This is a genomic window from Exiguobacterium sp. EA-TM-5 (assembly GCF_053878415.1).
This window is the reverse complement of record NZ_CM132670.1, coordinates 322501-341219: the sequence shown is the minus strand read 5'-3', so window position 1 is coordinate 341219 and position 18719 is coordinate 322501. Positions and strand designations below refer to the sequence as shown.

Annotated in this window: 32 protein-coding genes; all 32 read left to right on the top strand. The window is 47.2% G+C overall.

Annotation, left to right across the window (positions count from 1 at the left end; all coding sequences use genetic code 11):
• The first annotated feature begins 7 nt into the window (after positions 1 to 7).
• Positions 8 to 664 carry a 30S ribosomal protein S3 gene (gene rpsC / locus ACV3PA_RS01835; protein ID WP_023466633.1) on the top strand — a complete coding sequence of 219 codons (657 nt, stop codon included), beginning with the start codon at positions 8 to 10 and terminating at the stop codon, positions 662 to 664.
• Between the two features lie 33 nt (positions 665 to 697).
• Positions 698 to 1135 (top strand): 50S ribosomal protein L16, encoded by a 438-nt coding sequence (gene rplP, locus ACV3PA_RS01830; protein WP_012369016.1) that lies wholly within the window; start codon positions 698 to 700, stop codon positions 1133 to 1135.
• The gene (gene rpmC / locus ACV3PA_RS01825; protein WP_012369017.1) at positions 1122 to 1325 is read left to right on the top strand and encodes a 50S ribosomal protein L29; all 204 of its coding nucleotides are present in this window, start codon (positions 1122 to 1124) and stop codon (positions 1323 to 1325) included. Before rplP ends, rpmC begins: the two co-directional genes overlap by 14 nt.
• Positions 1326 to 1356: 31 nt before the next feature.
• Positions 1357 to 1620, top strand: a complete 264-nt coding sequence (rpsQ, locus tag ACV3PA_RS01820; protein ID WP_023466634.1) for a 30S ribosomal protein S17 — start codon at positions 1357 to 1359, stop codon at positions 1618 to 1620.
• Positions 1621 to 1668: 48 nt separating this feature from the next.
• Positions 1669 to 2037, top strand: a complete 369-nt coding sequence (gene rplN, locus ACV3PA_RS01815) for a 50S ribosomal protein L14 (protein WP_012369019.1) — start codon at positions 1669 to 1671, stop codon at positions 2035 to 2037.
• A gap of 34 nt (positions 2038 to 2071) precedes the next feature.
• Positions 2072 to 2383 carry a 50S ribosomal protein L24 gene (gene rplX / locus ACV3PA_RS01810; RefSeq protein WP_012369020.1) on the top strand — a complete coding sequence of 104 codons (312 nt, stop codon included), beginning with the start codon at positions 2072 to 2074 and terminating at the stop codon, positions 2381 to 2383.
• Between the two features lie 31 nt (positions 2384 to 2414).
• On the top strand, positions 2415 to 2954 hold the full coding sequence (gene rplE / locus ACV3PA_RS01805) for a 50S ribosomal protein L5 (RefSeq protein WP_053451739.1): 540 nt from the start codon (positions 2415 to 2417) through the stop codon (positions 2952 to 2954).
• 14 nt (positions 2955 to 2968) lie between these two features.
• Entirely contained in the window at positions 2969 to 3238 is a 270-nt protein-coding gene (rpsN, locus tag ACV3PA_RS01800) for a 30S ribosomal protein S14 (RefSeq protein WP_035413163.1), read from the top strand.
• A gap of 31 nt (positions 3239 to 3269) precedes the next feature.
• A complete protein-coding gene (gene rpsH / locus ACV3PA_RS01795) occupies positions 3270 to 3668 on the top strand; it encodes a 30S ribosomal protein S8 (protein WP_012369023.1) in 399 nt (132 codons plus the stop codon).
• A gap of 31 nt (positions 3669 to 3699) precedes the next feature.
• Positions 3700 to 4236 carry a 50S ribosomal protein L6 gene (gene rplF / locus ACV3PA_RS01790; protein WP_053451738.1) on the top strand — a complete coding sequence of 179 codons (537 nt, stop codon included), beginning with the start codon at positions 3700 to 3702 and terminating at the stop codon, positions 4234 to 4236.
• A 37-nt stretch (positions 4237 to 4273) separates the two neighbouring features.
• A complete protein-coding gene (gene rplR / locus ACV3PA_RS01785) occupies positions 4274 to 4624 on the top strand; it encodes a 50S ribosomal protein L18 (RefSeq protein ID WP_029343092.1) in 351 nt (116 codons plus the stop codon).
• Between the two features lie 22 nt (positions 4625 to 4646).
• Positions 4647 to 5147 carry a 30S ribosomal protein S5 gene (rpsE, locus tag ACV3PA_RS01780; protein ID WP_050677141.1) on the top strand — a complete coding sequence of 167 codons (501 nt, stop codon included), beginning with the start codon at positions 4647 to 4649 and terminating at the stop codon, positions 5145 to 5147.
• 18 nt (positions 5148 to 5165) lie between these two features.
• Positions 5166 to 5351: a 50S ribosomal protein L30 gene (gene rpmD / locus ACV3PA_RS01775; RefSeq protein ID WP_023466640.1), complete on the top strand. Its 186-nt coding sequence runs from the start codon at positions 5166 to 5168 to the stop codon at positions 5349 to 5351.
• 35 nt (positions 5352 to 5386) lie between these two features.
• Entirely contained in the window at positions 5387 to 5827 is a 441-nt protein-coding gene (rplO, locus tag ACV3PA_RS01770; protein WP_047390602.1) for a 50S ribosomal protein L15, read from the top strand.
• Positions 5827 to 7116, top strand: a complete 1290-nt coding sequence (gene secY, locus ACV3PA_RS01765; protein WP_023466642.1) for a preprotein translocase subunit SecY — start codon at positions 5827 to 5829, stop codon at positions 7114 to 7116. The genes rplO and secY overlap by 1 nt, the downstream gene beginning before the upstream one ends.
• A gap of 71 nt (positions 7117 to 7187) precedes the next feature.
• Positions 7188 to 7835 (top strand): adenylate kinase, encoded by a 648-nt coding sequence (locus ACV3PA_RS01760; protein WP_023466643.1) that lies wholly within the window; start codon positions 7188 to 7190, stop codon positions 7833 to 7835.
• Positions 7835 to 8587, top strand: coding sequence for a type I methionyl aminopeptidase (gene map, locus ACV3PA_RS01755; RefSeq protein ID WP_023466644.1), 753 nt, complete (start codon positions 7835 to 7837; stop codon positions 8585 to 8587). The genes ACV3PA_RS01760 and map overlap by 1 nt, the downstream gene beginning before the upstream one ends.
• 149 nt (positions 8588 to 8736) lie before the next feature.
• Positions 8737 to 8955 (top strand): translation initiation factor IF-1, encoded by a 219-nt coding sequence (gene infA, locus ACV3PA_RS01750; RefSeq protein WP_012369032.1) that lies wholly within the window; start codon positions 8737 to 8739, stop codon positions 8953 to 8955.
• A gap of 33 nt (positions 8956 to 8988) precedes the next feature.
• Positions 8989 to 9102: a 50S ribosomal protein L36 gene (gene rpmJ / locus ACV3PA_RS01745; protein ID WP_003156543.1), complete on the top strand. Its 114-nt coding sequence runs from the start codon at positions 8989 to 8991 to the stop codon at positions 9100 to 9102.
• A gap of 20 nt (positions 9103 to 9122) precedes the next feature.
• The gene (gene rpsM, locus ACV3PA_RS01740; protein ID WP_023466646.1) at positions 9123 to 9488 is read left to right on the top strand and encodes a 30S ribosomal protein S13; all 366 of its coding nucleotides are present in this window, start codon (positions 9123 to 9125) and stop codon (positions 9486 to 9488) included.
• A 16-nt stretch (positions 9489 to 9504) separates the two neighbouring features.
• Complete coding sequence (gene rpsK / locus ACV3PA_RS01735) at positions 9505 to 9900, top strand: 30S ribosomal protein S11 (RefSeq protein ID WP_053451737.1); 396 nt, start codon at positions 9505 to 9507, stop codon at positions 9898 to 9900.
• Positions 9901 to 10037: 137 nt separating this feature from the next.
• Positions 10038 to 10982, top strand: coding sequence for a DNA-directed RNA polymerase subunit alpha (locus ACV3PA_RS01730; RefSeq protein ID WP_023466648.1), 945 nt, complete (start codon positions 10038 to 10040; stop codon positions 10980 to 10982).
• A gap of 33 nt (positions 10983 to 11015) precedes the next feature.
• On the top strand, positions 11016 to 11387 hold the full coding sequence (gene rplQ / locus ACV3PA_RS01725; RefSeq protein ID WP_023466649.1) for a 50S ribosomal protein L17: 372 nt from the start codon (positions 11016 to 11018) through the stop codon (positions 11385 to 11387).
• 98 nt (positions 11388 to 11485) lie between these two features.
• Complete coding sequence (locus ACV3PA_RS01720) at positions 11486 to 12316, top strand: energy-coupling factor ABC transporter ATP-binding protein (protein WP_023466650.1); 831 nt, start codon at positions 11486 to 11488, stop codon at positions 12314 to 12316.
• A complete protein-coding gene (locus ACV3PA_RS01715) occupies positions 12304 to 13158 on the top strand; it encodes an energy-coupling factor transporter ATPase (RefSeq protein WP_456125521.1) in 855 nt (284 codons plus the stop codon). Before ACV3PA_RS01720 ends, ACV3PA_RS01715 begins: the two co-directional genes overlap by 13 nt.
• Positions 13155 to 13946: an energy-coupling factor transporter transmembrane component T family protein gene (locus ACV3PA_RS01710; protein ID WP_456125520.1), complete on the top strand. Its 792-nt coding sequence runs from the start codon at positions 13155 to 13157 to the stop codon at positions 13944 to 13946. Before ACV3PA_RS01715 ends, ACV3PA_RS01710 begins: the two co-directional genes overlap by 4 nt.
• Complete coding sequence (gene truA, locus ACV3PA_RS01705; RefSeq protein WP_456125519.1) at positions 13946 to 14680, top strand: tRNA pseudouridine(38-40) synthase TruA; 735 nt, start codon at positions 13946 to 13948, stop codon at positions 14678 to 14680. Before ACV3PA_RS01710 ends, truA begins: the two co-directional genes overlap by 1 nt.
• Before the next feature lie 168 nt (positions 14681 to 14848).
• Complete coding sequence (gene rplM, locus ACV3PA_RS01700; protein WP_023466654.1) at positions 14849 to 15286, top strand: 50S ribosomal protein L13; 438 nt, start codon at positions 14849 to 14851, stop codon at positions 15284 to 15286.
• A 24-nt stretch (positions 15287 to 15310) separates the two neighbouring features.
• Positions 15311 to 15703 carry a 30S ribosomal protein S9 gene (gene rpsI, locus ACV3PA_RS01695; protein WP_023466655.1) on the top strand — a complete coding sequence of 131 codons (393 nt, stop codon included), beginning with the start codon at positions 15311 to 15313 and terminating at the stop codon, positions 15701 to 15703.
• Positions 15704 to 16180: 477 nt separating this feature from the next.
• Positions 16181 to 16828, top strand: coding sequence for a M15 family metallopeptidase (locus ACV3PA_RS01690; protein ID WP_456125518.1), 648 nt, complete (start codon positions 16181 to 16183; stop codon positions 16826 to 16828).
• 144 nt (positions 16829 to 16972) lie between these two features.
• Positions 16973 to 18004, top strand: coding sequence for an Mrp/NBP35 family ATP-binding protein (locus ACV3PA_RS01685; RefSeq protein WP_035413182.1), 1032 nt, complete (start codon positions 16973 to 16975; stop codon positions 18002 to 18004).
• Positions 18005 to 18006: 2 nt separating this feature from the next.
• Positions 18007 to 18609, top strand: coding sequence for a KinB-signaling pathway activation protein (locus ACV3PA_RS01680; RefSeq protein ID WP_023466658.1), 603 nt, complete (start codon positions 18007 to 18009; stop codon positions 18607 to 18609).
• The last annotated feature ends 110 nt before the right edge of the window (positions 18610 to 18719 follow it).

Here is an 18719-nt window from a genome sequence, read left to right as displayed (position 1 = left end):
GATTACCGTGGGTCAGAAGATTAACCCAACTGGTCTTCGCGTAGGTATCATCAAAGACTGGGAATCACGTTGGTTCGCAGATAAAGACTATGCTGATCTCCTTCATGAAGACTACGTAGTTCGTGAATATATCGAAAAACGTCTTAAAGACGCTAGTGTCTCTAAAGTAGAAATCGAGCGCGCAGCTAACCGCTTGAACATCTCACTTCACACTGCTAAGCCTGGTATGGTTATCGGTAAAGGCGGTTCTGAAATCGAAACACTTCGTAAAGACATCACTAACCTTGCAAAAGGCAAACGCGTTCACGTTAACGTCGTTGAAGTGAAAAACCCGGATGCAGTTGCTAAGCTCGTCGCTGAGAACATCGCTCGCCAACTTGAAGGTCGCGTATCGTTCCGTCGTGCTATGAAGCAATCAATCCAACGCTCAATGCGTTCAGGTATCAAAGGAATCAAGACTGAAGTTTCTGGTCGTCTTGGTGGCGCTGATATCGCTCGTTCTGAGAAGTATTCGGAAGGAACAGTTCCACTTCATACACTCCGTGCAGACATCGATTACGGTACTGCAGAAGCTGATACAACTTACGGCAAAATTGGCGTAAAAGTATGGCTCCACCACGGTGAAGTGCTTCCTACGAAAAAAGCAGCAGCAAACGAAGAATAATCCACATCCGTCTAGGGAAGGAGGCAACACAACATGTTGTTACCAAAACGTGTAAAATATCGTCGTGTTCACCGCGGCAACATGCGTGGTAAAGCGAAACGTGGTACTACAGTACACTTCGGCGAGTTCGGTATCCAAGCTCAAGAAGCTAGCTGGATCACTAGCCGTCAAATCGAATCAGCGCGTATCGCGATGACTCGTTATATGAAACGTGGTGGTAAAGTGTGGATCAAGATCTTCCCACACAAGCCATACACTAAAAAACCTCTTGAAGTCCGAATGGGTTCAGGTAAAGGTGCTCCGGAGGGCTGGGTAGCAGTCGTCAAACCGGGTAAAGTAATGTTCGAAATCGCAGGAGTATCGGAAGAGATCGCACGCGAAGCTCTCCGTCTTGCATCACACAAACTTCCAGTAAAATGTAAGTTCGTAAAACGTGAAGAAAATGGTGGTGATACGAATGAAAGCAACTGATCTCCGTCAGCAAACAACTGAAGAGCTTAACGGTAAAGTCGGTTCGTGGAAAGAAGAGTTGTTCAACCTTCGTTTCCAACTCGCGACTGGTCAGCTTGAGAACCCTGCTCGTATCCGTGAAGTGCGCAAGTCGATTGCACGCGCGAAAACCGTTCTTCGTGAACGCGAACTCGGCATCAACAACGCATAATTCACTCGGATTCTGAGAGGAGGAACACTCAATGGAACGCACTAACAACCGCAAAGTGTTAACTGGACGCGTCGTTTCTGACAAAATGGACAAAACGATCGTAGTTACAGTTGAAACAAAAGTAAAGCACAAGCTTTACGGTAAACGCGTAAACTACTCTAAAAAGTACAAAGCGCATGATGAAAACAACACAGCTAAAATCGGTGATGTTGTACGCATTCAAGAAACACGTCCATTATCTAAGGACAAACGTTTCCGTCTCGTAGAAGTCATTGAAGAAGCAGTAATCATCTAAACTCTAATTAGTTCGGGTGAATAAACATCCGGAGGGAGGTACAATCGTATGATTCAACAAGAATCTCGCTTAAAAGTAGCAGACAACTCAGGAGCTCGTGAAGTCTTGACGATCAAAGTCCTCGGTGGTTCTGGTCGTAAAACTGCTAACATTGGTGACGTAATTGTTTGTACAGTAAAACAAGCAACACCAGGTGGCGTTGTCAAAAAAGGTGAAGTTGTACGCGCAGTAGTCGTTCGTACTAAACGTGGCGTTCGTCGTAAAGACGGTTCGTACATCCGTTTTGACGAAAACGCAGCAGTCATCATCAAAGATGACAAAAGCCCACGTGGCACACGTATCTTCGGACCAGTCGCACGCGAACTTCGTGAAAAAGACTTCATGAAGATCGTCTCGTTGGCACCGGAAGTACTTTAATTCCAAAGAATTCCTACAAGGAGGTGCTCTAACGATGCATGTCAAAAAAGGTGATAAAGTTCAGGTTATGACTGGTAAAGACAAAGGCAAACAAGGCGTTGTCCTTACAGCTATGCCTAAAAAAGATCGCGTAATCGTCGAAGGCGTTAACATGATCAAAAAACACTCAAAACCTTCTCAACTCAACCCGCAAGGCGGAATTGTCGAGAAAGAAGCACCGATTCACGTATCGAACGTTATGCTCATCGACCCTAAGACAGGTAACCCAACACGTGTTGGTTTCACTGTGGTTGACGGCAAGAAAGTACGTATCGCTAAAAAATCGGGCGAAGCTTTAGATAAATAAGAAGATTTAAAGAAAGGAGGTCCACTTTCTGATGAACCGTTTAAAAGCTAAATACCAAGACGAAATCGTCAAAGTAATGATGGAGAAATTCAACTACAGTTCTGTAATGCAAGCGCCGAAAGTCGATAAAATCGTAATCAACATGGGTGTTGGTGACGCTGTTACGAACTCTAAGGCACTTGACATGGCAGTCGAAGAGCTTCAGCTCCTCACTGGTCAGAAGCCACTCATCACGAAAGCTAAGAAATCAATCGCTGGTTTCAAACTTCGTGAAGGTATGCCAATCGGTGCGAAGGTTACACTTCGTGGCGAGCGCATGTACGAATTCCTCGACAAGTTGATCAACGTGTCACTTCCACGTGTACGTGACTTCCGTGGCGTATCGAAAAAATCTTTCGATGGCCGTGGTAACTACACGCTAGGCGTGAAGGAACAATTGATCTTCCCAGAGATCGACTACGATCGCGTATCGAAAGTCCGTGGTATGGACATCGTTATCGTAACTACTGCTAACACGGATGAAGAGTCACGTGAGCTTCTCACATCACTCGGCATGCCATTCCAAAAATAAGGGAGGTCGACAACATGGCTAAGAAATCAATGATCGCACGTGAAGTAAAACGTCAAGCACTCGTTGAGCGCTTCGCAGAAAAACGCGCAGAATTGAAAGCACAAGGCGACTACATCGGCTTGAGCAAACTCCCACGTAACTCTTCAGCGGTTCGTTTACACAACCGTTGTAGTATCACTGGCCGTCCACACGGTTACATTGGTAAATTCGGTATCAGCCGTATTAAGTTCCGTGATCTTGCTCATAAAGGTCAAATCCCTGGTGTTAAAAAAGCAAGCTGGTAATTCATTAAAGTTGTGAAAGGAGGTACATCGCATGGTTATGACAGATCCGATTGCAGATATGCTTACACGCATTCGTAATGCAAACATGGTTCGCCATGAGAAGTTGGAAATGCCAGCTTCTACAATCAAACGTGAAGTCGCTGAAATCCTCAAACGTGAAGGTTTCATCCGCGATGTTGAATATCTCGAGGACAGCAAACAAGGTACGCTCCGCGTATTCCTTAAATATGGCGCAAGCAACGAGCGCGTTATCACTGGACTCAAACGTATCTCGAAACCAGGTCTTCGCGTTTACGCGAAAGCTGATGAAATCCCGAAAGTACTCGGTGGTCTCGGAATCGCTATCGTTTCAACATCTAAAGGTGTAATGACTGACAAAGAAGCTCGCCAACAAAAAGTCGGCGGCGAAGTGATCGCATACATCTGGTAATACACGCATAAAAAGAACGGAGGTGTCTTAAATGTCACGTATTGGTAAAAAGCCAGTCGTCATCCCAGCAGGCGTTACAGTAACAGTTGAAAACAACACGGTTACGGTAAAAGGTCCTAAAGGGGAACTCACACGCGAGTTCAGCCCAGCTATGGCGATCAACGTAGAAGGTAATGAATTGACTGTCACTCGTCCGAACGACGAGAAAGCAAGCCGTACGATCCACGGAACGACTCGTGCGCTTATCGCGAACATGGTCGAAGGTGTAAACAACGGTTTCGCTAAGACACTCGATATCCAAGGTGTTGGTTACCGTGCACAAAAGCAAGGTAACAAAATCGTACTCAACCTCGGTTACTCACACCCAATCGAGTACACTCCGGAACAAGGCATCGAAGTCGAAGTTCCTACGAATACGCAAATCATCGTTCGCGGAATCAGCAAAGAACGTGTTGGTCACGTCGCTGCATTGATCCGTTCGTACCGTCAACCTGAGCCGTACAAAGGTAAAGGTATTCGTTACAGTGATGAAGTCGTTCGTCGTAAAGAAGGTAAAACAGGTAAGTAATTCGCGAATGCGAATTGACCGGAAAGGAGTGGCATAAATGATCTCAAAGGCAGATAAAAACGCTACGCGTAAAAAACGTCATGGTCGTGTCCGTCGTACAATCATCGGGACAGCAACACGTCCACGTATGAACGTATTCCGTTCGAACAAGAACATTTACGTACAAGTCATTGACGATGCAACACATGCAACACTCGCATCTGCATCATCACTCGACCTTGAAAAAGGCAACACGACTGACGCTGCAACAGCAGTTGGTAAGCTTGCAGCTGAGCGCGCTCTTGAAAAGGGTATCGAAACAGTCGTTTTCGACCGTGGAGGATATCTCTATCATGGACGTATCAAAGCTGTAGCTGAAGCAGCTCGTGAAGCTGGTCTCAAATTCTAATAGAAAAGGAGGGAACCTCTACATGCGCCAGTTAGAAATTAACATGGATCAACTCGAAGAACGCGTTGTTACCGTAAACCGCGTCGCGAAAGTAGTAAAAGGTGGCCGTCGCTTCCGTTTTGCTGCACTCGTCGTCGTTGGTGACAAGAATGGTCACGTAGGTTTCGGTACGGGTAAAGCTCAGGAAGTGCCTGAAGCGATCCGTAAAGCAATCGAAGATGCTAAGAAAAACATGGTTAACGTCCCAATCGTTAACACAACAATTCCACACGAAGTCAACGGTGTATTCGGTGCAGGTCACGTCTTCTTGAAGCCTGCTTCTGAAGGTACTGGAGTCATCGCTGGTGGTCCAGTTCGTGCGGTTCTCGAATTAGCGGGAATCAACGACATTCTTTCAAAATCACTTGGATCAAGCACTCCAATCAACATGGTTCGTGCGACTGTTCAAGGTCTCACATCACTCAAACGTGCTGAAGAAGTTGCGAAACTCCGCGGTAAAACCGTCGAAGAACTTCGCGGTTAAGAAAGGGAGGGAAAACAGATGGCGAAACTCGCAGTTACCCTCACACGCAGCATGATCGGTCGTCCGGAGAACCAACGCGTTACTACTCGTACGCTTGGTCTCCGCAAGATGCACCAGACTGTTGTCGTACCTGACAACGCTGCTATGCGTGGGATGATTAACCACGTGTCACACTTAGTGACAGTAAAAGAAATTCAAGAGTAATAGTTCGATATAATTTTATGAGGAGGTGCCCCACTATGAAACTCCATGAATTGAAACCAGCTGCTGGTTCACGTTCAGAACGCAACCGTGTAGGTCGCGGTATGTCTTCTGGTAACGGTAAGACTTCTGGCCGTGGTCACAAAGGTCAAAAAGCTCGTTCAGGCGGTGGTGTTCGTCCAGGTTTCGAAGGTGGACAAAACCCACTTTACCGTCGTTTACCAAAACGCGGCTTCAACAACCCAACTCGTAAAGAGTTCGCGGTCATTAACCTTGACACACTCAACCGTTTTGAAGAAGGAACTGAAATCACTCCAGAACTTCTTGTCGAGACTCGTACAGTCAAAGGCATGAAAGACGGCGTTAAGATCCTTTCTAACGGTAAGATCGAAAAGAAACTAACAGTTAAAGCTCATAAGTTCTCCGAAGCTGCGAAGCAAGCGATCGAAGCTGCCGGCGGTACGGTTGAGGTGATCTAATGTTTCAAGCGATCTCCAATATGTGGCGCGTAGCTGACATTCGTCGGCGCATTCTCTTTACCTTGGCCTTGGTCATCGTGTTCCGGATCGGAGCACATATCCCAGTGCCGATGGTAAACACGGAAGTGTTCAAGATTGACCAGAATGGTATTCTTGGTTTCTTGAACTCGTTCGGTGGGAATGCTTTGCAGAATTTCTCACTCTTTGCGATGGGAATCATGCCGTATATCACGGCCTCGATCGTTGTCCAACTCTTACAGATGGACGTTGTTCCAAAGTTTGCCGAATGGGCAAAACAAGGAGAGGCGGGCCGTAAGAAGTTAGCAACGGTAACGCGCTATGGAACGATCGTACTCGGCTTAGTCCAAGCGTTTGGAATCGCGCTTGGATTTAACCGTATCTACCCAGGTCTTGTCGACGAACAGTTCGGCACCTGGACATACGTTATGATTGCACTCGTATTGACAGCGGGAACAGCATTCTTGATGTTCATCGGTGAACTCATCACGGAGAAGGGCATTGGTAACGGGATATCAATGATCATCTTCGCTGGGATCGTCGCGGGCTTCCCGAATGCATTCCGCCAGATTTACGAAACGAAGCTCCAAAATGCAGGGGATGCTTTGTTTGTGAACGTGCTTTATATCGTACTTTTACTTTTAATCATCATCGCGGTCATCGTCGGAGTCATCTACGTACAGCAAGCTGCACGTAAGATTCCGATTCAGTACGCTAAGCGTACGGTGAACCGGACACCAGTTGGCGGTCAATCGGCACACTTACCGATCAAATTGAACGCTGCCGGTGTTATTCCAGTTATCTTCGCGGTGTCGTTCATGGTGACGCCACCAACGATTGCGAGTTTCTTTGCAAGTCCGGAAACGGCAACGAAGATCCGTGACATTTTCGACTATACGAGTCCAATCGGTATGTCGATCTATGTGGCACTGATCATCGCGTTCTCGTACTTCTACACATTCGTTCAGGTTAACCCGGAACAAATGGCAGAGAACCTTCAAAAACAAGGCGGATACATTCCTGGTATTCGTCCTGGTAAGCAAACGGAACAGTACATCACGAAGATTCTATACCGTCTGACATTCTTCGGTTCACTCTTCCTCGCTGTCATCGCGGTGACGCCGACATTCTTTATTAAGTTTGCTGGCTTACCGAACTCGGTGCAAATTGGTGGAACGAGCTTGCTGATCGTCATCGGTGTAGGACTAGAAACGATGAAACAGATTGAAAGCCAACTGGTTAAACGACACTACAAAGGCTTTATCCGATAAGGCGGGAGGAAGGGGACCATCCCTTTCCTTTCTGTTGTGTCTATAGAGCTATAGAAGTGGAGGCTACCGACATGAATCTAGTATTGATGGGTTTGCCGGGTGCTGGTAAAGGAACGCAGGCTGCGAAAATCATCGAAGACTATGCGATCCCCCACATCTCGACAGGCGACATGTTCCGTGCGGCGATCAAAGATTCGACGCCACTCGGGCAAGAAGCGAAATCATACATGGATAAAGGGGAACTCGTTCCGGACGAAGTCACAATCGGCATCGTACGTGAGCGTCTCGCCAAAGAAGACTGTGCAAATGGTTTTCTCCTTGACGGTTTCCCACGCACAGTGAAACAAGCCGATGCTCTTGAAGCATTACTTGAAGATCTGGGCAAACAAATTGATCACGTCATTCACATCGGTGTAGACCCGGAGAAACTTGTCCCTCGTTTGACAGGTCGCCGGATTTGCCCAACTTGTGGAGCAACGTATCACGTTCTCTATAACCCACCAAAAGTGGAGGGGATTTGTGATATTGACGGATCAGCACTTGTACAACGTGAAGATGACCAAGAGGAGACAGTACGTCGTCGCTTGGAAGTCAACGTCGCACAAGCGCAACCTTTGATTGACTTTTACGCAGAAAAAGGGTATCTTCGTAATTTGGACGGTGATCGTCCGATCAACGATGTATATTCCGATGTTCAGGCACTCCTTGGTGATCAGTAATGATCATCACGAAAGCGCCGCGTGAAATCGACATCATGCGTAAAGCAGGACAAATCGTCGCCCGGACGCATAAGGAGCTTCAAGCTCATATTCGCCCAGGTATCACGACGGGGCAACTCGACGCGATCGCTGAACGCTATATTCGAAGTCAAGGGGCAACACCATCGTTTAAAGGGTATAATGGTTTCACAGGAAGCATCTGTGCTTCTGTGAACGAAGAGCTTGTCCATGGTATTCCGGGAGATCGTGTACTTCAGGACGGTGACATCATCTCGATTGACATCGGAGCAGAGTACAATGGGTATCACGGAGATTCAGCCTGGACATATCCGGTAGGTACAATCTCTGAAGAGACGAAGCGGTTACTTGACGTAACTGAAGAATCTCTGTATAAAGGATTGGAGCGCGCCAAAGCTGGCGTGCACCTGACAGATATTTCGCATGCGATTCAGTCACATGTTGAAGCAGCGAATTTTTCTGTAGTCCGCGAATATGTGGGCCACGGCGTGGGACAAAATTTGCATGAAGATCCGCAAATTCCACATTATGGACCACCGGGGAAAGGGCCGCGCCTGAAAACCGGCATGACACTGGCAATTGAGCCAATGGTCAATGTCGGGAAACGCTATGTTCGCACACTATCCGACAATTGGACGGTAGTGACGGTGGACGGTAGCATGTGCGCCCACTTTGAGCACACCATCGCCATCACAGACGACGGCTACGAGATCTTAACGGTCGATGCAGAGTGAGCTGTGCGCGTTATTGGTGTCACCTTTCTATAAGCCAGTATCCACTCGTGTTTGTGACCGATGATCTCTCAATGGCTCTTGTAGAAAGCCCCTAGCGCTACAAATCGTCTGGGCTCCCAATCAACTTTATAGAGAAAGGGGTATAATTGATGGCGAAACAAGATGTAATCGAAGTGGAAGGTACGGTTATCGAGCCGCTTCCAAACGCGATGTTTAAGGTGGAGTTAGAAAACGGCCACACGGTCCTCGCGCACGTCTCAGGAAAAATTCGGATGCACTTCATTCGGATCTTGCCAGGAGATAAAGTAACGGTTGAGTTGTCACCATACGACTTGACTCGCGGACGGATCACATACCGTTTCAAATAAAAACTCCGATTTTTTCAGGAGGAGGTATTCACAATGAAAGTAAGACCTTCGGTTAAACCGATCTGTGAAAAATGTAAAGTTATCCGCCGTAAAGGCAAAGTAATGGTTATTTGCGAAAACCCTAAGCATAAACAAAAACAAGGGTAATTAAACAAGGAGGTGCACACATGGCACGTATTGCTGGTGTAGATATTCCACGTGAGAAACGCATCGTCATCTCACTCACTTACATCTATGGTGTTGGTAAAACGACTGCTCAGAAAGTCTTGAAAGAAACTGGTATCTCTGAAGATACTCGTACTCGCGACTTGACTGAGGAACAATTGAACCAACTTCGTGATGGTTTAGACAAAATCAAAGTTGAGGGTGACCTTCGTCGTGAAATCTCACTCAACATCAAACGTTTGATCGAAATCGGTTGCTACCGTGGTGTTCGTCACCGTCGTGGTCTTCCAGTTCGTGGTCAAAACACTAAAAACAACTCGCGTACTCGTAAAGGCCCACGCCGTACAGTAGCGAACAAGAAGAAGTAAGGGAGGGTAAACTAAAATGGCAAAACGTAAACAGAACGTTCGTAGTAAACGTAAAGTCAAAAAGAATATTGAATCTGGTATCGTGCATATCCGTTCAACATTCAACAACACAATCGTTACGATCACTGATGTGCAAGGGAATGCAATCTCTTGGGCAACTGCAGGTAACATGGGCTTTAAAGGCTCACGTAAATCGACTCCTTTCGCTGCACAAATGGCATCTGAAACAGCTGCTAAAACAGCAATGGATAACGGTATGCGTACTGTAGAAGTTAACGTTAAAGGTCCTGGTGCAGGTCGTGAAGCAGCTATCCGTGCTCTTCAAGCAATCGGTCTCGAAGTCACTGCAATCCGTGACGTCACTCCAGTACCACACAACGGTTGCCGCCCTCCAAAACGTCGTCGCGTGTAACCCGTCTTGTACTGCAGAGCGGGGATTCGAGTAGACTTTTGTTGATCGTTTGACCAAGCAAGGCAGTAGAAACGTACACAAGACGGTTGGCGATTGAATGCGATGGCCAACATGACGATATTCAAGGAGGGGTTCAGATGATCGAAATCGAAAAACCGAAGATTGAAACGATCGAGTTAAGCGAGAACGCTACGTTTGGTAAATTCGTAGTTGAGCCGCTTGAGCGTGGATTCGGTACAACGCTTGGTAACTCTTTGCGTCGTATCCTATTGTCTTCACTTCCGGGTGCTGCAGTCACTGCAGTCCAAATCGATGGCGTTCTTCATGAGTTCTCGACGATTGATGGCGTTGTAGAAGACGTTACCCAAATCATCTTGAACCTTAAGAAACTCGCCCTCAAAGTGTATTCGGAAGAAGAGAAAACGCTTGAGATCGATATTCAAGGCGCTGGTGTTGTCACTGCTGCGAACATTACGCATGACAGCGACGTCGAAATCCTCAACCCAGAACTTCACATCGCAACGCTTGCAGAAGGTGCATCACTTCATATGCGTCTAACAGCACGCCGTGGTCGTGGGTATGTTCAGGCTGAAGATAACAAACGGGACGATATGCCAATCGGTGTAATCCCAATCGACTCGATTTACACGCCAATTCAACGTGTAAATTATCAAGTTGAAAAAACACGTGTTGGTCAAGATGCGAGCTTCGATAAGTTGACGCTTGATGTTTGGACGGACGGTTCAATCCGCCCTGAAGAAGCAGTGTCACTCGGTGCAAAAATCATGACAGAACACTTAAACATTTTTGTTGGTCTTACGGACGAAGCGCTCCATGCTGAAATCATGGTCGAAAAGGAAGAAGATCAAAAAGAAAAAGTACTCGAAATGACGATCGAAGAACTCGATCTTTCAGTTCGTTCGTACAACTGTTTGAAACGCGCTGGTATCAACACGGTTCAAGAACTCGCGAACAAGAGCGAAGACGAGATGATGAAAGTCCGTAACCTCGGACGTAAATCACTCGAGGAAGTTCAAGCGAAACTCGACGAACTCGGACTAGGCTTGCGCAAAGAAGACTAATACTATTAATTGCACGAAGGAGGGAATCCATCCATGGCATACTCGAAATTAGGCCGTACAAGCTCACAACGTAAGGCACTTTTGCGTGACCTTGCGACTGATCTCATCATCAATGAGCGTATCCAAACTACAGAACAAAAAGCGAAGGAACTTCGTCCAGTCGTAGAGAAACTCATCACTTTAGGTAAACGCGGTGATCTCCACGCTCGTCGTCAAGTTGCATCGTTCGTTCGCCGTGAAGCTGCTGGTCAAAACGCAGAGGGCAAAGCACAAGACGCGATCCAAAAATTATTCGCTGATGTGGCTCCACGTTTTGCTGAGCGTCAAGGTGGTTACACACGTATCATGAAAATGGGACCACGTCGTGGTGACGGCGCAGAAATGGTCATCATCGAACTCGTTTAATCCTCATTAAATGATTCGCCATAAAAGGGCAGTGCGTATCCCGCTTCTGCCCTTTTGCTACAAAAAGAAAGTATTGATTTGATGAAGGAGGAGAGATCATGGACAAGCTGATTGAACTGGAACAGGTCACCTATCGGTATCCGGAACAGGAACAAGCAGCCTTACAAGAAGTCTCTCTGACGATTCGTTCAGGTGAATGGGTCGCCATCGTTGGTCACAACGGCTCTGGAAAATCAACGCTGACGAAATTGTTTAATGGATTGTTGTTACCGGAGACAGGGACCGTTACGGTTGCTGAGCGCTTTTCAAGTGCGAATCCGGAGCAACTGTGGGAGATGCGCCGAGCAATCGGTATCGTCTTCCAAAATCCAGATAATCAATTCGTTGGCACGACCGTGCGCGACGACGTGGCATTCGCCTTAGAAAACTGGGGTGTGCCACGCGAGGAAATGGTTCGTCGTATCGACGACAGTCTAGCGCGCGTTGGCCTTACGGATTTTGTTGATCGGGAACCCCATCAACTATCCGGCGGACAGAAGCAGCGTGTCGCAATCGCTTCGGCGCTTGCGATGCGCCCTGATGTTCTCGTGCTGGATGAAGCCACATCAATGCTTGATCCATTAGCACGTCAAGAGGTCATGTCGACCGTTCAGGAACTGCACGCGACCCACCCAATGGCGGTCATCGCGATTACACATGAATTAGACGAAGTGTTACGGGCTAGTCGTGTCATCGTAATGGATGCTGGGAAAATCGTATTAGAAGGATCCCCTCAGGAAGTCTTTCGTCATGCATCGTTCTTAGAAGACATCGGACTCGATGTTCCATTCGTTGTTCGGGTACAAGAACGCTTACGGGCGCAAGGTCTCTCACTCGAGGAGACGATACTAGATGAAAGAGAATTGGTGAACCGTTTATGCCAATCTTAATCCAGGAATTAAATTATACGTATCAACTCAATAGTCCGTTCGAACGAGTCGCGCTACGTGATGTGAATCTTGAGATTCCGTCAGGGGCGCTTGTTGCGTTTGTAGGGCATACTGGATCCGGGAAATCGACGCTCGTGCAGCATATCAATGGGCTGCTCAAGCCGACAGCGGGGAAGGTACAAGTGGACGACATCATCGTCGAACCAAAGAAAAAACAGGACCTCAAGCCATTAAGACGTCGTGTCGGGCTTGTTTTTCAATATCCAGAATATCAATTGTTCGAAGAGACGGTCTTAAAAGATGTCATGTTCGGTCCGATGAATTTCGGTCATGATGCCGCGACTGCTGAGGAATTAGCAAAAGAAGCATTACGGACTGTTGGACTCGATGAAGTCTTTTGGAGTCGTTCGCCGTTTGACCTGTCTGGTGGGCAAATGAGGCGTGTAGCAATTGCTGGCGTACTCGCTAGTCAACCAGACGTGTTGATCGTCGATGAGCCGACGGCAGGACTCGATCCGCAAGGGCGCAAGCATATGCTAAGTCTATTTGCCCGACTTCATGCGGAGACAGGGCTGACGTTACTCTTAATCACGCACGATATGGATCAGGTGCTTGAGTATGCCGAACGTGTCATCGTCATGGAAGACGCCCAGGTGGCGTTTGACGGGCTACCGCTCGACTTATTCCGAGAAGAGACGTTACTTGAGCAGTTTCATCTCGATCTTCCACACGTGTTGTCGCTTGCTTGGCAAGTGGCTGATCAGCGTGGGTTGGAGCGTCCAGAAATTCGGACGGAGACAGAATTGATCGATTGGTTGATGACGAAAGGGGTGAGCGAATGATCGTTGGACAACATATTCCTGGTCAGTCGTATTTACACCGCTCGTCAGCACTCGCAAAGATCATTTTTGCCTTTTGCTTCATTCCGCTCGTCTTTCTTGCAAACAATGCAGCAACGAACATCTTTTTACTTGTCTTTACGTTTCTCGCACTCATGAGTAGTCAGTTGCCGCTTCGGTATGTTCTAAAGGGGCTACGACCCATTCTGTTTCTAATCGTTTTTACGTTCGTCATCCAGCTATTCTTTACACGTGAAGGGGCTGTGATTTTCGAACTCGGCTGGTTACGGATTTATGAAGAAGGACTGCGACTCGCGATCATCGTCTCGTTGCGTTTCTTCTATCTGGTCTCGATCACGACACTCGTCACTTTGACGACGTCTCCGATCGAACTGACAGATGCGATTGAATTATTATTGAAGCCGTTCAAGGTCGTTCGTGTTCCAACGCATGAGATCGCGCTTATGTTATCGATCTCGCTTCGATTCCTGCCGACCTTAGCAGAGGAGACAGAGAAGATCATGAAGGCACAGCAAGCACGTGGCGTCGATTTAGCGGCTGGACCAATCAAGGAACGGGTCCGGGCAATCATTCCGTTATTGATTCCCTTATTCATCTCTGCCTTTAAGCGAGCAGAGGATCTCGCGACAGCGATGGAAGCTCGGGGGTATCGTGGAGGAGAGGGACGGACTCGTTTACGTGAATCCAAGTGGACGATGCGCGATACCGGTCTAATGGTCTTACTCGTCCTTATTATGGTCAGTTTAGTAGGATTGCGAGGGATTGGCTGATGCGTCGTTTAAAATGTACGATTCAATATGACGGAACCGGCTATGCTGGGTATCAAGTTCAACCAAATGGATTGACGATTCAAGAGGTGATCGAAACAACGCTTGCGCGGATGCACAAACATCCTGTTAAGATCATTGGATCGGGACGGACCGATGCGAGAGTCCATGCTTACGGGCAAGTCATTCATTTTGACACAGAACTATCGATTCCTCCAGAGAACGTCGTCAAGGCACTCAATACGCTCTTACCAGCGGATATCCGTGTCCGGAGCTGTGAAGAGGTTGAACCGGCCTTCGAAGCACGTTACGACGTCATAGGGAAGGAATACCGGTATTTCGTACGTCGCGAAGAAAATGCGTTTCGTCGGAATCTATCGGTCCATATTCCGTATCCGCTCGATCTCGAGCGAATCCGTCAAGGGATGGCTCATCTCGTCGGGACGCATGACTTCAGTTCGTTTTGTGTCACGAAGACGGAAACGGATAACCGTGTCCGGACGATTTACGAGGCAGAGTTGATGACGGTCGGTGACGAGCTCGTCTTTCGGTTCCAGGGCAGTGGTTTTTTGTATAATCAAATCCGGATCATGGTCGGGACGTTACTCGACGTTGGTCGCGGGCGCTTCGAGCCAGAGGACATAAAAAAAATGTTGCTGGCAAAGGACCGGAACGTAGCGGGCGTGACGGCACCTCCCCATGGACTTTACCTATGGGAAGTTTTCTATCCGGAGTGAAAAAAGGCAATTGACATTGGTCATTAAAAAACATACAATGTTTATTGGCATTTCATTTATTATGAAACCACAATCTTAGCCCCGTACACCTAAGATTATGATAGATTCACCTAGTGAATAAATGAAAAATCAAAAACAGAACTTTTAATTCCTTAGGAGGTATTTTACATGCGCACAACTTTCATGGCGAAAGCTACTGATGTAGAACGCAAATGGCTCCTTATCGACGCTGAAGGTAAAACACTCGGTCGCCTTGCGAGCGAAGTGTCATCACTTCTCCGTGGTAAGCACAAGCCTACGTTCACACCACACGTTGACTGTGGGGATAACGTTATCCTCATCAACGTTGAGAAAATCGTTTTAACTGGTAACAAACTCGACAAAAAAGTCTACTACCGTCACTCTGGTCATCCAGGCGGCTTAAAGCAGACTGTTGCACGCGATATGCTTGCTAACAAACCTGAGCGCATGCTTGAACTCGCGATCAAAGGGATGCTTCCAAAAGGTAGCCTCGGTCGTCAAATGTTCAACAAACTCCACGTCTACGCTGGAGCTGCACACAAGCACGAAGCACAACAACCAGAAGTTTACGAACTTCGCGGTTAATACGAATTTAGGAGGAACTACACGATGGCAGATGTACGTTACTACGGCACTGGTCGCCGGAAACACGCGGCAGCGCGCGTTTTCCTCGTTGCTGGAGACGGTAAAGTCACAGTTAACGGTCGCGATATCAGCGAATACTTCGGTTATGAGACATTGATCATGACTGCAAAAGAACCACTCGTAATCACAGAAACAGAAGGCAAGTACGATGTAATCGTAACGGTCAAAGGCGGCGGCTTCACTGGTCAAGCAGGCGCTATCCGTCACGGTATCTCACGTGCTCTTCTTCAAGCGGATCCAGAATTCCGCGGCGCACTTAAAGCGAAAGGCTTCTTGACTCGTGACGCTCGTATGAAAGAGCGTAAAAAATACGGTCTTAAAGCAGCTCGTCGTGCACCACAGTTCTCGAAACGTTAATTCTTTTCGAATCCCTCTCACCCTTGTGGTGGGAGGTTTTTTTGTGTATAAAAAACCGCTGTTCTGACACAGTGTCAGAACAGCGGTTAAAGTGAGGTCGACTTGGTTATGCGTAATCGGTGTAGCAAGGTCAGAAGCAGATAAAGGAGGACAATCGTCAGCGGAATGCTCCAAAGAAATAAAGATTGTACGAATTCGATAGGAGTGTGTGTTGTCGCTTGACCAACCTGTGCTGTAAAAGAGGTTTCTTCACTCAAGAGGGTGGCATTGTCCGGTAACTCTGTTTTGGTAGTTGTAGCGGGCTGTAGCATAAAGTGAAGGATAAAGCTAAGAGGCAAGGGGCATGTGGCGCCAAATGTCCAAATGATACGTATTTTCATAAACTGCTCCTTTTGATGTCAGTTAGCATCGTTCTGCATTTCATAAGTATAGCGGATTTTGTTTTTGGGAACAGAAGACAAAGGGGAGTGAGCATAGATGGCATTATCGATCAGCTGGTTACTCGAGCGAGCGAATCGGAAGTTGAATGCTTCAGGTCTTTCACCGGAAGTTGCCAAGCGAACACGTGAGGTCATCCGAGAGATGCATACGCAAGGAATTTATGTCGGTGTCGCTCAAGGGTATCGTTCCATTGCGGAGCAGAATCGCTTATATGCACAAGGACGGACGACAGAGGGACCGATCGTGACGAATGCACGCGGGGGACAATCAAATCATAATCGTGGGATTGCTGTCGATCTCTTTCAATATTCCCGAGATGGTACGCAAGCATTGTTTCAAAATGATCAAGCGTTTCAAATAATCGTTGCTGCGATGAAACGACGTGGTTTTTCTTGGGGTGGGGACTGGAAGAGCTTTAAAGACTATCCACATTTTGAATTACTAAAAGCTTCTAAAAGGACGACGAAAGAGAGTGCGATCGTTCCATATCCAGGTCGTCCGTTGTATCAAGGTGCCGCGAATATGAATCCAAGGGATATCGAACGGATCCAGCGGGCTGTCAAAGCGACCATAACTCGCCGTTTTGATACAGAGACGACTCAAAAGGTCCGTGCCTACCAAACACGTCAAGGACTCGAAGTTGATGGTGTCGTGGGTCCTAGTACATGGAATCGGATGTTCTAACAAGAGCCGATGATTACTCTAAATGATGAAAAGCGACATCGGACATGGAAAAGTCATCCTTTCCGGTGTCGAAATGTGCAAGCGCTCTCTTATTTTTGTTATACTAATAAGGATTAAATCGAACGTTTTCAGGGGGAAGGCACTATGTTGAATGAACAAGAAATTCGCGAGGTAGTCGGAACGCTCGTCGATCCGACGATTGACCGCCCGCTTGCAGATACGAACGGCATTCGTGACGTCCGGATTAAAGGTGATTATGTCAGTCTTAAAATCGCTTTAGCTCAATCTGGTTCTGGGGAGCAACTCGTGCTCCAACAGCAAATCGTCAAGGAACTAAAAGAAAAAGGATTCAAAACGGTTGGACTTCGCTTTGAGGCACTTGGTGATCACGGGATTCAAGCGGCGACGACACCATCGATCCTAAAACCGGAATCCGGTACGACATTCATCGCAATTGCTTCTGGTAAGGGTGGTGTCGGGAAATCGACCGTTTCCGTTAACTTAGCAGTGGCACTTGCACGAGCAGGGAAGAAGGTCGGTTTGATTGATGCCGATATCTATGGTTTTAGTGTACCTGACATGATGGGGATTGAAACACGACCGACTGTCGTCAATGACCGGATCGTTCCACCAGAGCGTTTTGGCGTCAAGGTCATCTCGATGGGCTTCTTCGTCGAAGACAATGCACCTGTCATCTGGCGTGGACCAATGCTCGGGAAGATGCTCAATAACTTCTTCGCGGACGTTGAATGGGGCGATCTCGATTATTTATTGCTGGATCTCCCACCAGGTACAGGGGATGTCGCGCTTGATATTCATTCGATGCTCCCGAGCTGTCAGGAAGTCATCGTCACGACACCTCATGCAACAGCCGCTTTCGTTGCAGCACGAGCAGGAGCAATGGCCATCAAAACGAACCATCGCTTACTCGGAATCGTCGAGAACATGGCGTACTTTGAAAGTAAAGTGACAGGCGAAAAAGAATATGTCTTCGGTAGTGGTGGCGGAGAGAGGTTGTCAGAAGCGTTAAAAACCGATATTCTAGCTAAGATTCCACTTGGACAACCATATGCGAATGATGCGGACTTCGCTCCATCTATCTATCGCGATGATCATCCATTTGAGACGTACTATAATGAACTCGCCACGCGTGTCATCGAAAAAGTAGAGGGATAAGAATGAAGATTAAAGGATTTTTGAAGCTGTTTTGGATGACGCTCCTAATCGGAACGCTCGCCGGCTTCGTGTTTAACTTGGTAGCAGAACCTGGATATATCCGAAATCAATCGATTAGCGGATATGTAACAGCTCTCTCCTACAGCAGTACGTGGACAGCCATCAGTTTAATGGGTTTTTTCTCGTACTTGATCTTACATCGTGTCGGACTCGACTTATTCCGGGGCGCAAAGCTTTGGAATCGTGTCCAGATCGTATTGATCGCATTTGCACTGTTTGATGGTGTCTATCTACGCGGATTAGCATACGGCTTCGATAAGACTAGCCTCTATATTGGTGAGATGGTCGTCTTACTGTTAATTGCCTTCCTAGTCGCGCGGACGAAAGCACGAGAAACGAACTTTACAGCGTTCATTCCAACATTGTTCCTCATGACAGTCATCACGTTGATTGAATGGGTACCTGCATTGCAGGCAACACAAGATAAACGAATGTTATGGGCAGCGCTTGCGACACTCTTGATTTGTAACGCGTACCAGATTTTAATGCTGCATCGCTTACAAGAAAAGCCTGCTTCTCAAGGACAATCGCAAAAACAAGCGTAACGAAAAAGACCCGCGAACGGGTAGCGTTTTACCGGTTCAAGCGGGTCTATCTTTTTTTAAAAGTTTTTTTAGAAAAACAGTTGACGAAAAAAACAAGAGTTGATATATTA

Bases quoted from the DNA above. Each gene is read 5' to 3' on its own strand.
- rpsM (WP_023466646.1), top strand. From the start codon at position 9,123: ATGGCACGTATTGCTGGTGTAGATATTCCACGTGAGAAACGCATCGTC.
- rpsN (WP_035413163.1), top strand. From the start codon at position 2,969: ATGGCTAAGAAATCAATGATCGCACGTGAAGTAAAACGTCAAGCACTC.
- rpmC (WP_012369017.1), top strand. From the start codon at position 1,122: ATGAAAGCAACTGATCTCCGTCAGCAAACAACTGAAGAGCTTAACGGT.
- rplM (WP_023466654.1), top strand. From the start codon at position 14,849: ATGCGCACAACTTTCATGGCGAAAGCTACTGATGTAGAACGCAAATGG.
- ACV3PA_RS01730 (WP_023466648.1), top strand. From the start codon at position 10,038: ATGATCGAAATCGAAAAACCGAAGATTGAAACGATCGAGTTAAGCGAG.
- ACV3PA_RS01720 (WP_023466650.1), top strand. From the start codon at position 11,486: ATGGACAAGCTGATTGAACTGGAACAGGTCACCTATCGGTATCCGGAA.
- truA (WP_456125519.1), top strand. From the start codon at position 13,946: ATGCGTCGTTTAAAATGTACGATTCAATATGACGGAACCGGCTATGCT.
- rplQ (WP_023466649.1), top strand. From the start codon at position 11,016: ATGGCATACTCGAAATTAGGCCGTACAAGCTCACAACGTAAGGCACTT.
- ACV3PA_RS01760 (WP_023466643.1), top strand. From the start codon at position 7,188: ATGAATCTAGTATTGATGGGTTTGCCGGGTGCTGGTAAAGGAACGCAG.
- ACV3PA_RS01715 (WP_456125521.1), top strand. From the start codon at position 12,304: ATGCCAATCTTAATCCAGGAATTAAATTATACGTATCAACTCAATAGT.
- rplF (WP_053451738.1), top strand. From the start codon at position 3,700: ATGTCACGTATTGGTAAAAAGCCAGTCGTCATCCCAGCAGGCGTTACA.
- rpsI (WP_023466655.1), top strand. From the start codon at position 15,311: ATGGCAGATGTACGTTACTACGGCACTGGTCGCCGGAAACACGCGGCA.
- rpsH (WP_012369023.1), top strand. From the start codon at position 3,270: ATGGTTATGACAGATCCGATTGCAGATATGCTTACACGCATTCGTAAT.
- rpmJ (WP_003156543.1), top strand. From the start codon at position 8,989: ATGAAAGTAAGACCTTCGGTTAAACCGATCTGTGAAAAATGTAAAGTT.
- map (WP_023466644.1), top strand. From the start codon at position 7,835: ATGATCATCACGAAAGCGCCGCGTGAAATCGACATCATGCGTAAAGCA.
- rpsQ (WP_023466634.1), top strand. From the start codon at position 1,357: ATGGAACGCACTAACAACCGCAAAGTGTTAACTGGACGCGTCGTTTCT.
- rplN (WP_012369019.1), top strand. From the start codon at position 1,669: ATGATTCAACAAGAATCTCGCTTAAAAGTAGCAGACAACTCAGGAGCT.
- ACV3PA_RS01710 (WP_456125520.1), top strand. From the start codon at position 13,155: ATGATCGTTGGACAACATATTCCTGGTCAGTCGTATTTACACCGCTCG.
- ACV3PA_RS01690 (WP_456125518.1), top strand. From the start codon at position 16,181: ATGGCATTATCGATCAGCTGGTTACTCGAGCGAGCGAATCGGAAGTTG.
- secY (WP_023466642.1), top strand. From the start codon at position 5,827: ATGTTTCAAGCGATCTCCAATATGTGGCGCGTAGCTGACATTCGTCGG.
- rpmD (WP_023466640.1), top strand. From the start codon at position 5,166: ATGGCGAAACTCGCAGTTACCCTCACACGCAGCATGATCGGTCGTCCG.
- rplR (WP_029343092.1), top strand. From the start codon at position 4,274: ATGATCTCAAAGGCAGATAAAAACGCTACGCGTAAAAAACGTCATGGT.
- ACV3PA_RS01680 (WP_023466658.1), top strand. From the start codon at position 18,007: ATGAAGATTAAAGGATTTTTGAAGCTGTTTTGGATGACGCTCCTAATC.
- rpsK (WP_053451737.1), top strand. From the start codon at position 9,505: ATGGCAAAACGTAAACAGAACGTTCGTAGTAAACGTAAAGTCAAAAAG.
- rplX (WP_012369020.1), top strand. From the start codon at position 2,072: ATGCATGTCAAAAAAGGTGATAAAGTTCAGGTTATGACTGGTAAAGAC.
- ACV3PA_RS01685 (WP_035413182.1), top strand. From the start codon at position 16,973: ATGTTGAATGAACAAGAAATTCGCGAGGTAGTCGGAACGCTCGTCGAT.
- rpsE (WP_050677141.1), top strand. From the start codon at position 4,647: ATGCGCCAGTTAGAAATTAACATGGATCAACTCGAAGAACGCGTTGTT.
- rplE (WP_053451739.1), top strand. From the start codon at position 2,415: ATGAACCGTTTAAAAGCTAAATACCAAGACGAAATCGTCAAAGTAATG.
- rplP (WP_012369016.1), top strand. From the start codon at position 698: ATGTTGTTACCAAAACGTGTAAAATATCGTCGTGTTCACCGCGGCAAC.
- infA (WP_012369032.1), top strand. From the start codon at position 8,737: ATGGCGAAACAAGATGTAATCGAAGTGGAAGGTACGGTTATCGAGCCG.
- rplO (WP_047390602.1), top strand. From the start codon at position 5,387: ATGAAACTCCATGAATTGAAACCAGCTGCTGGTTCACGTTCAGAACGC.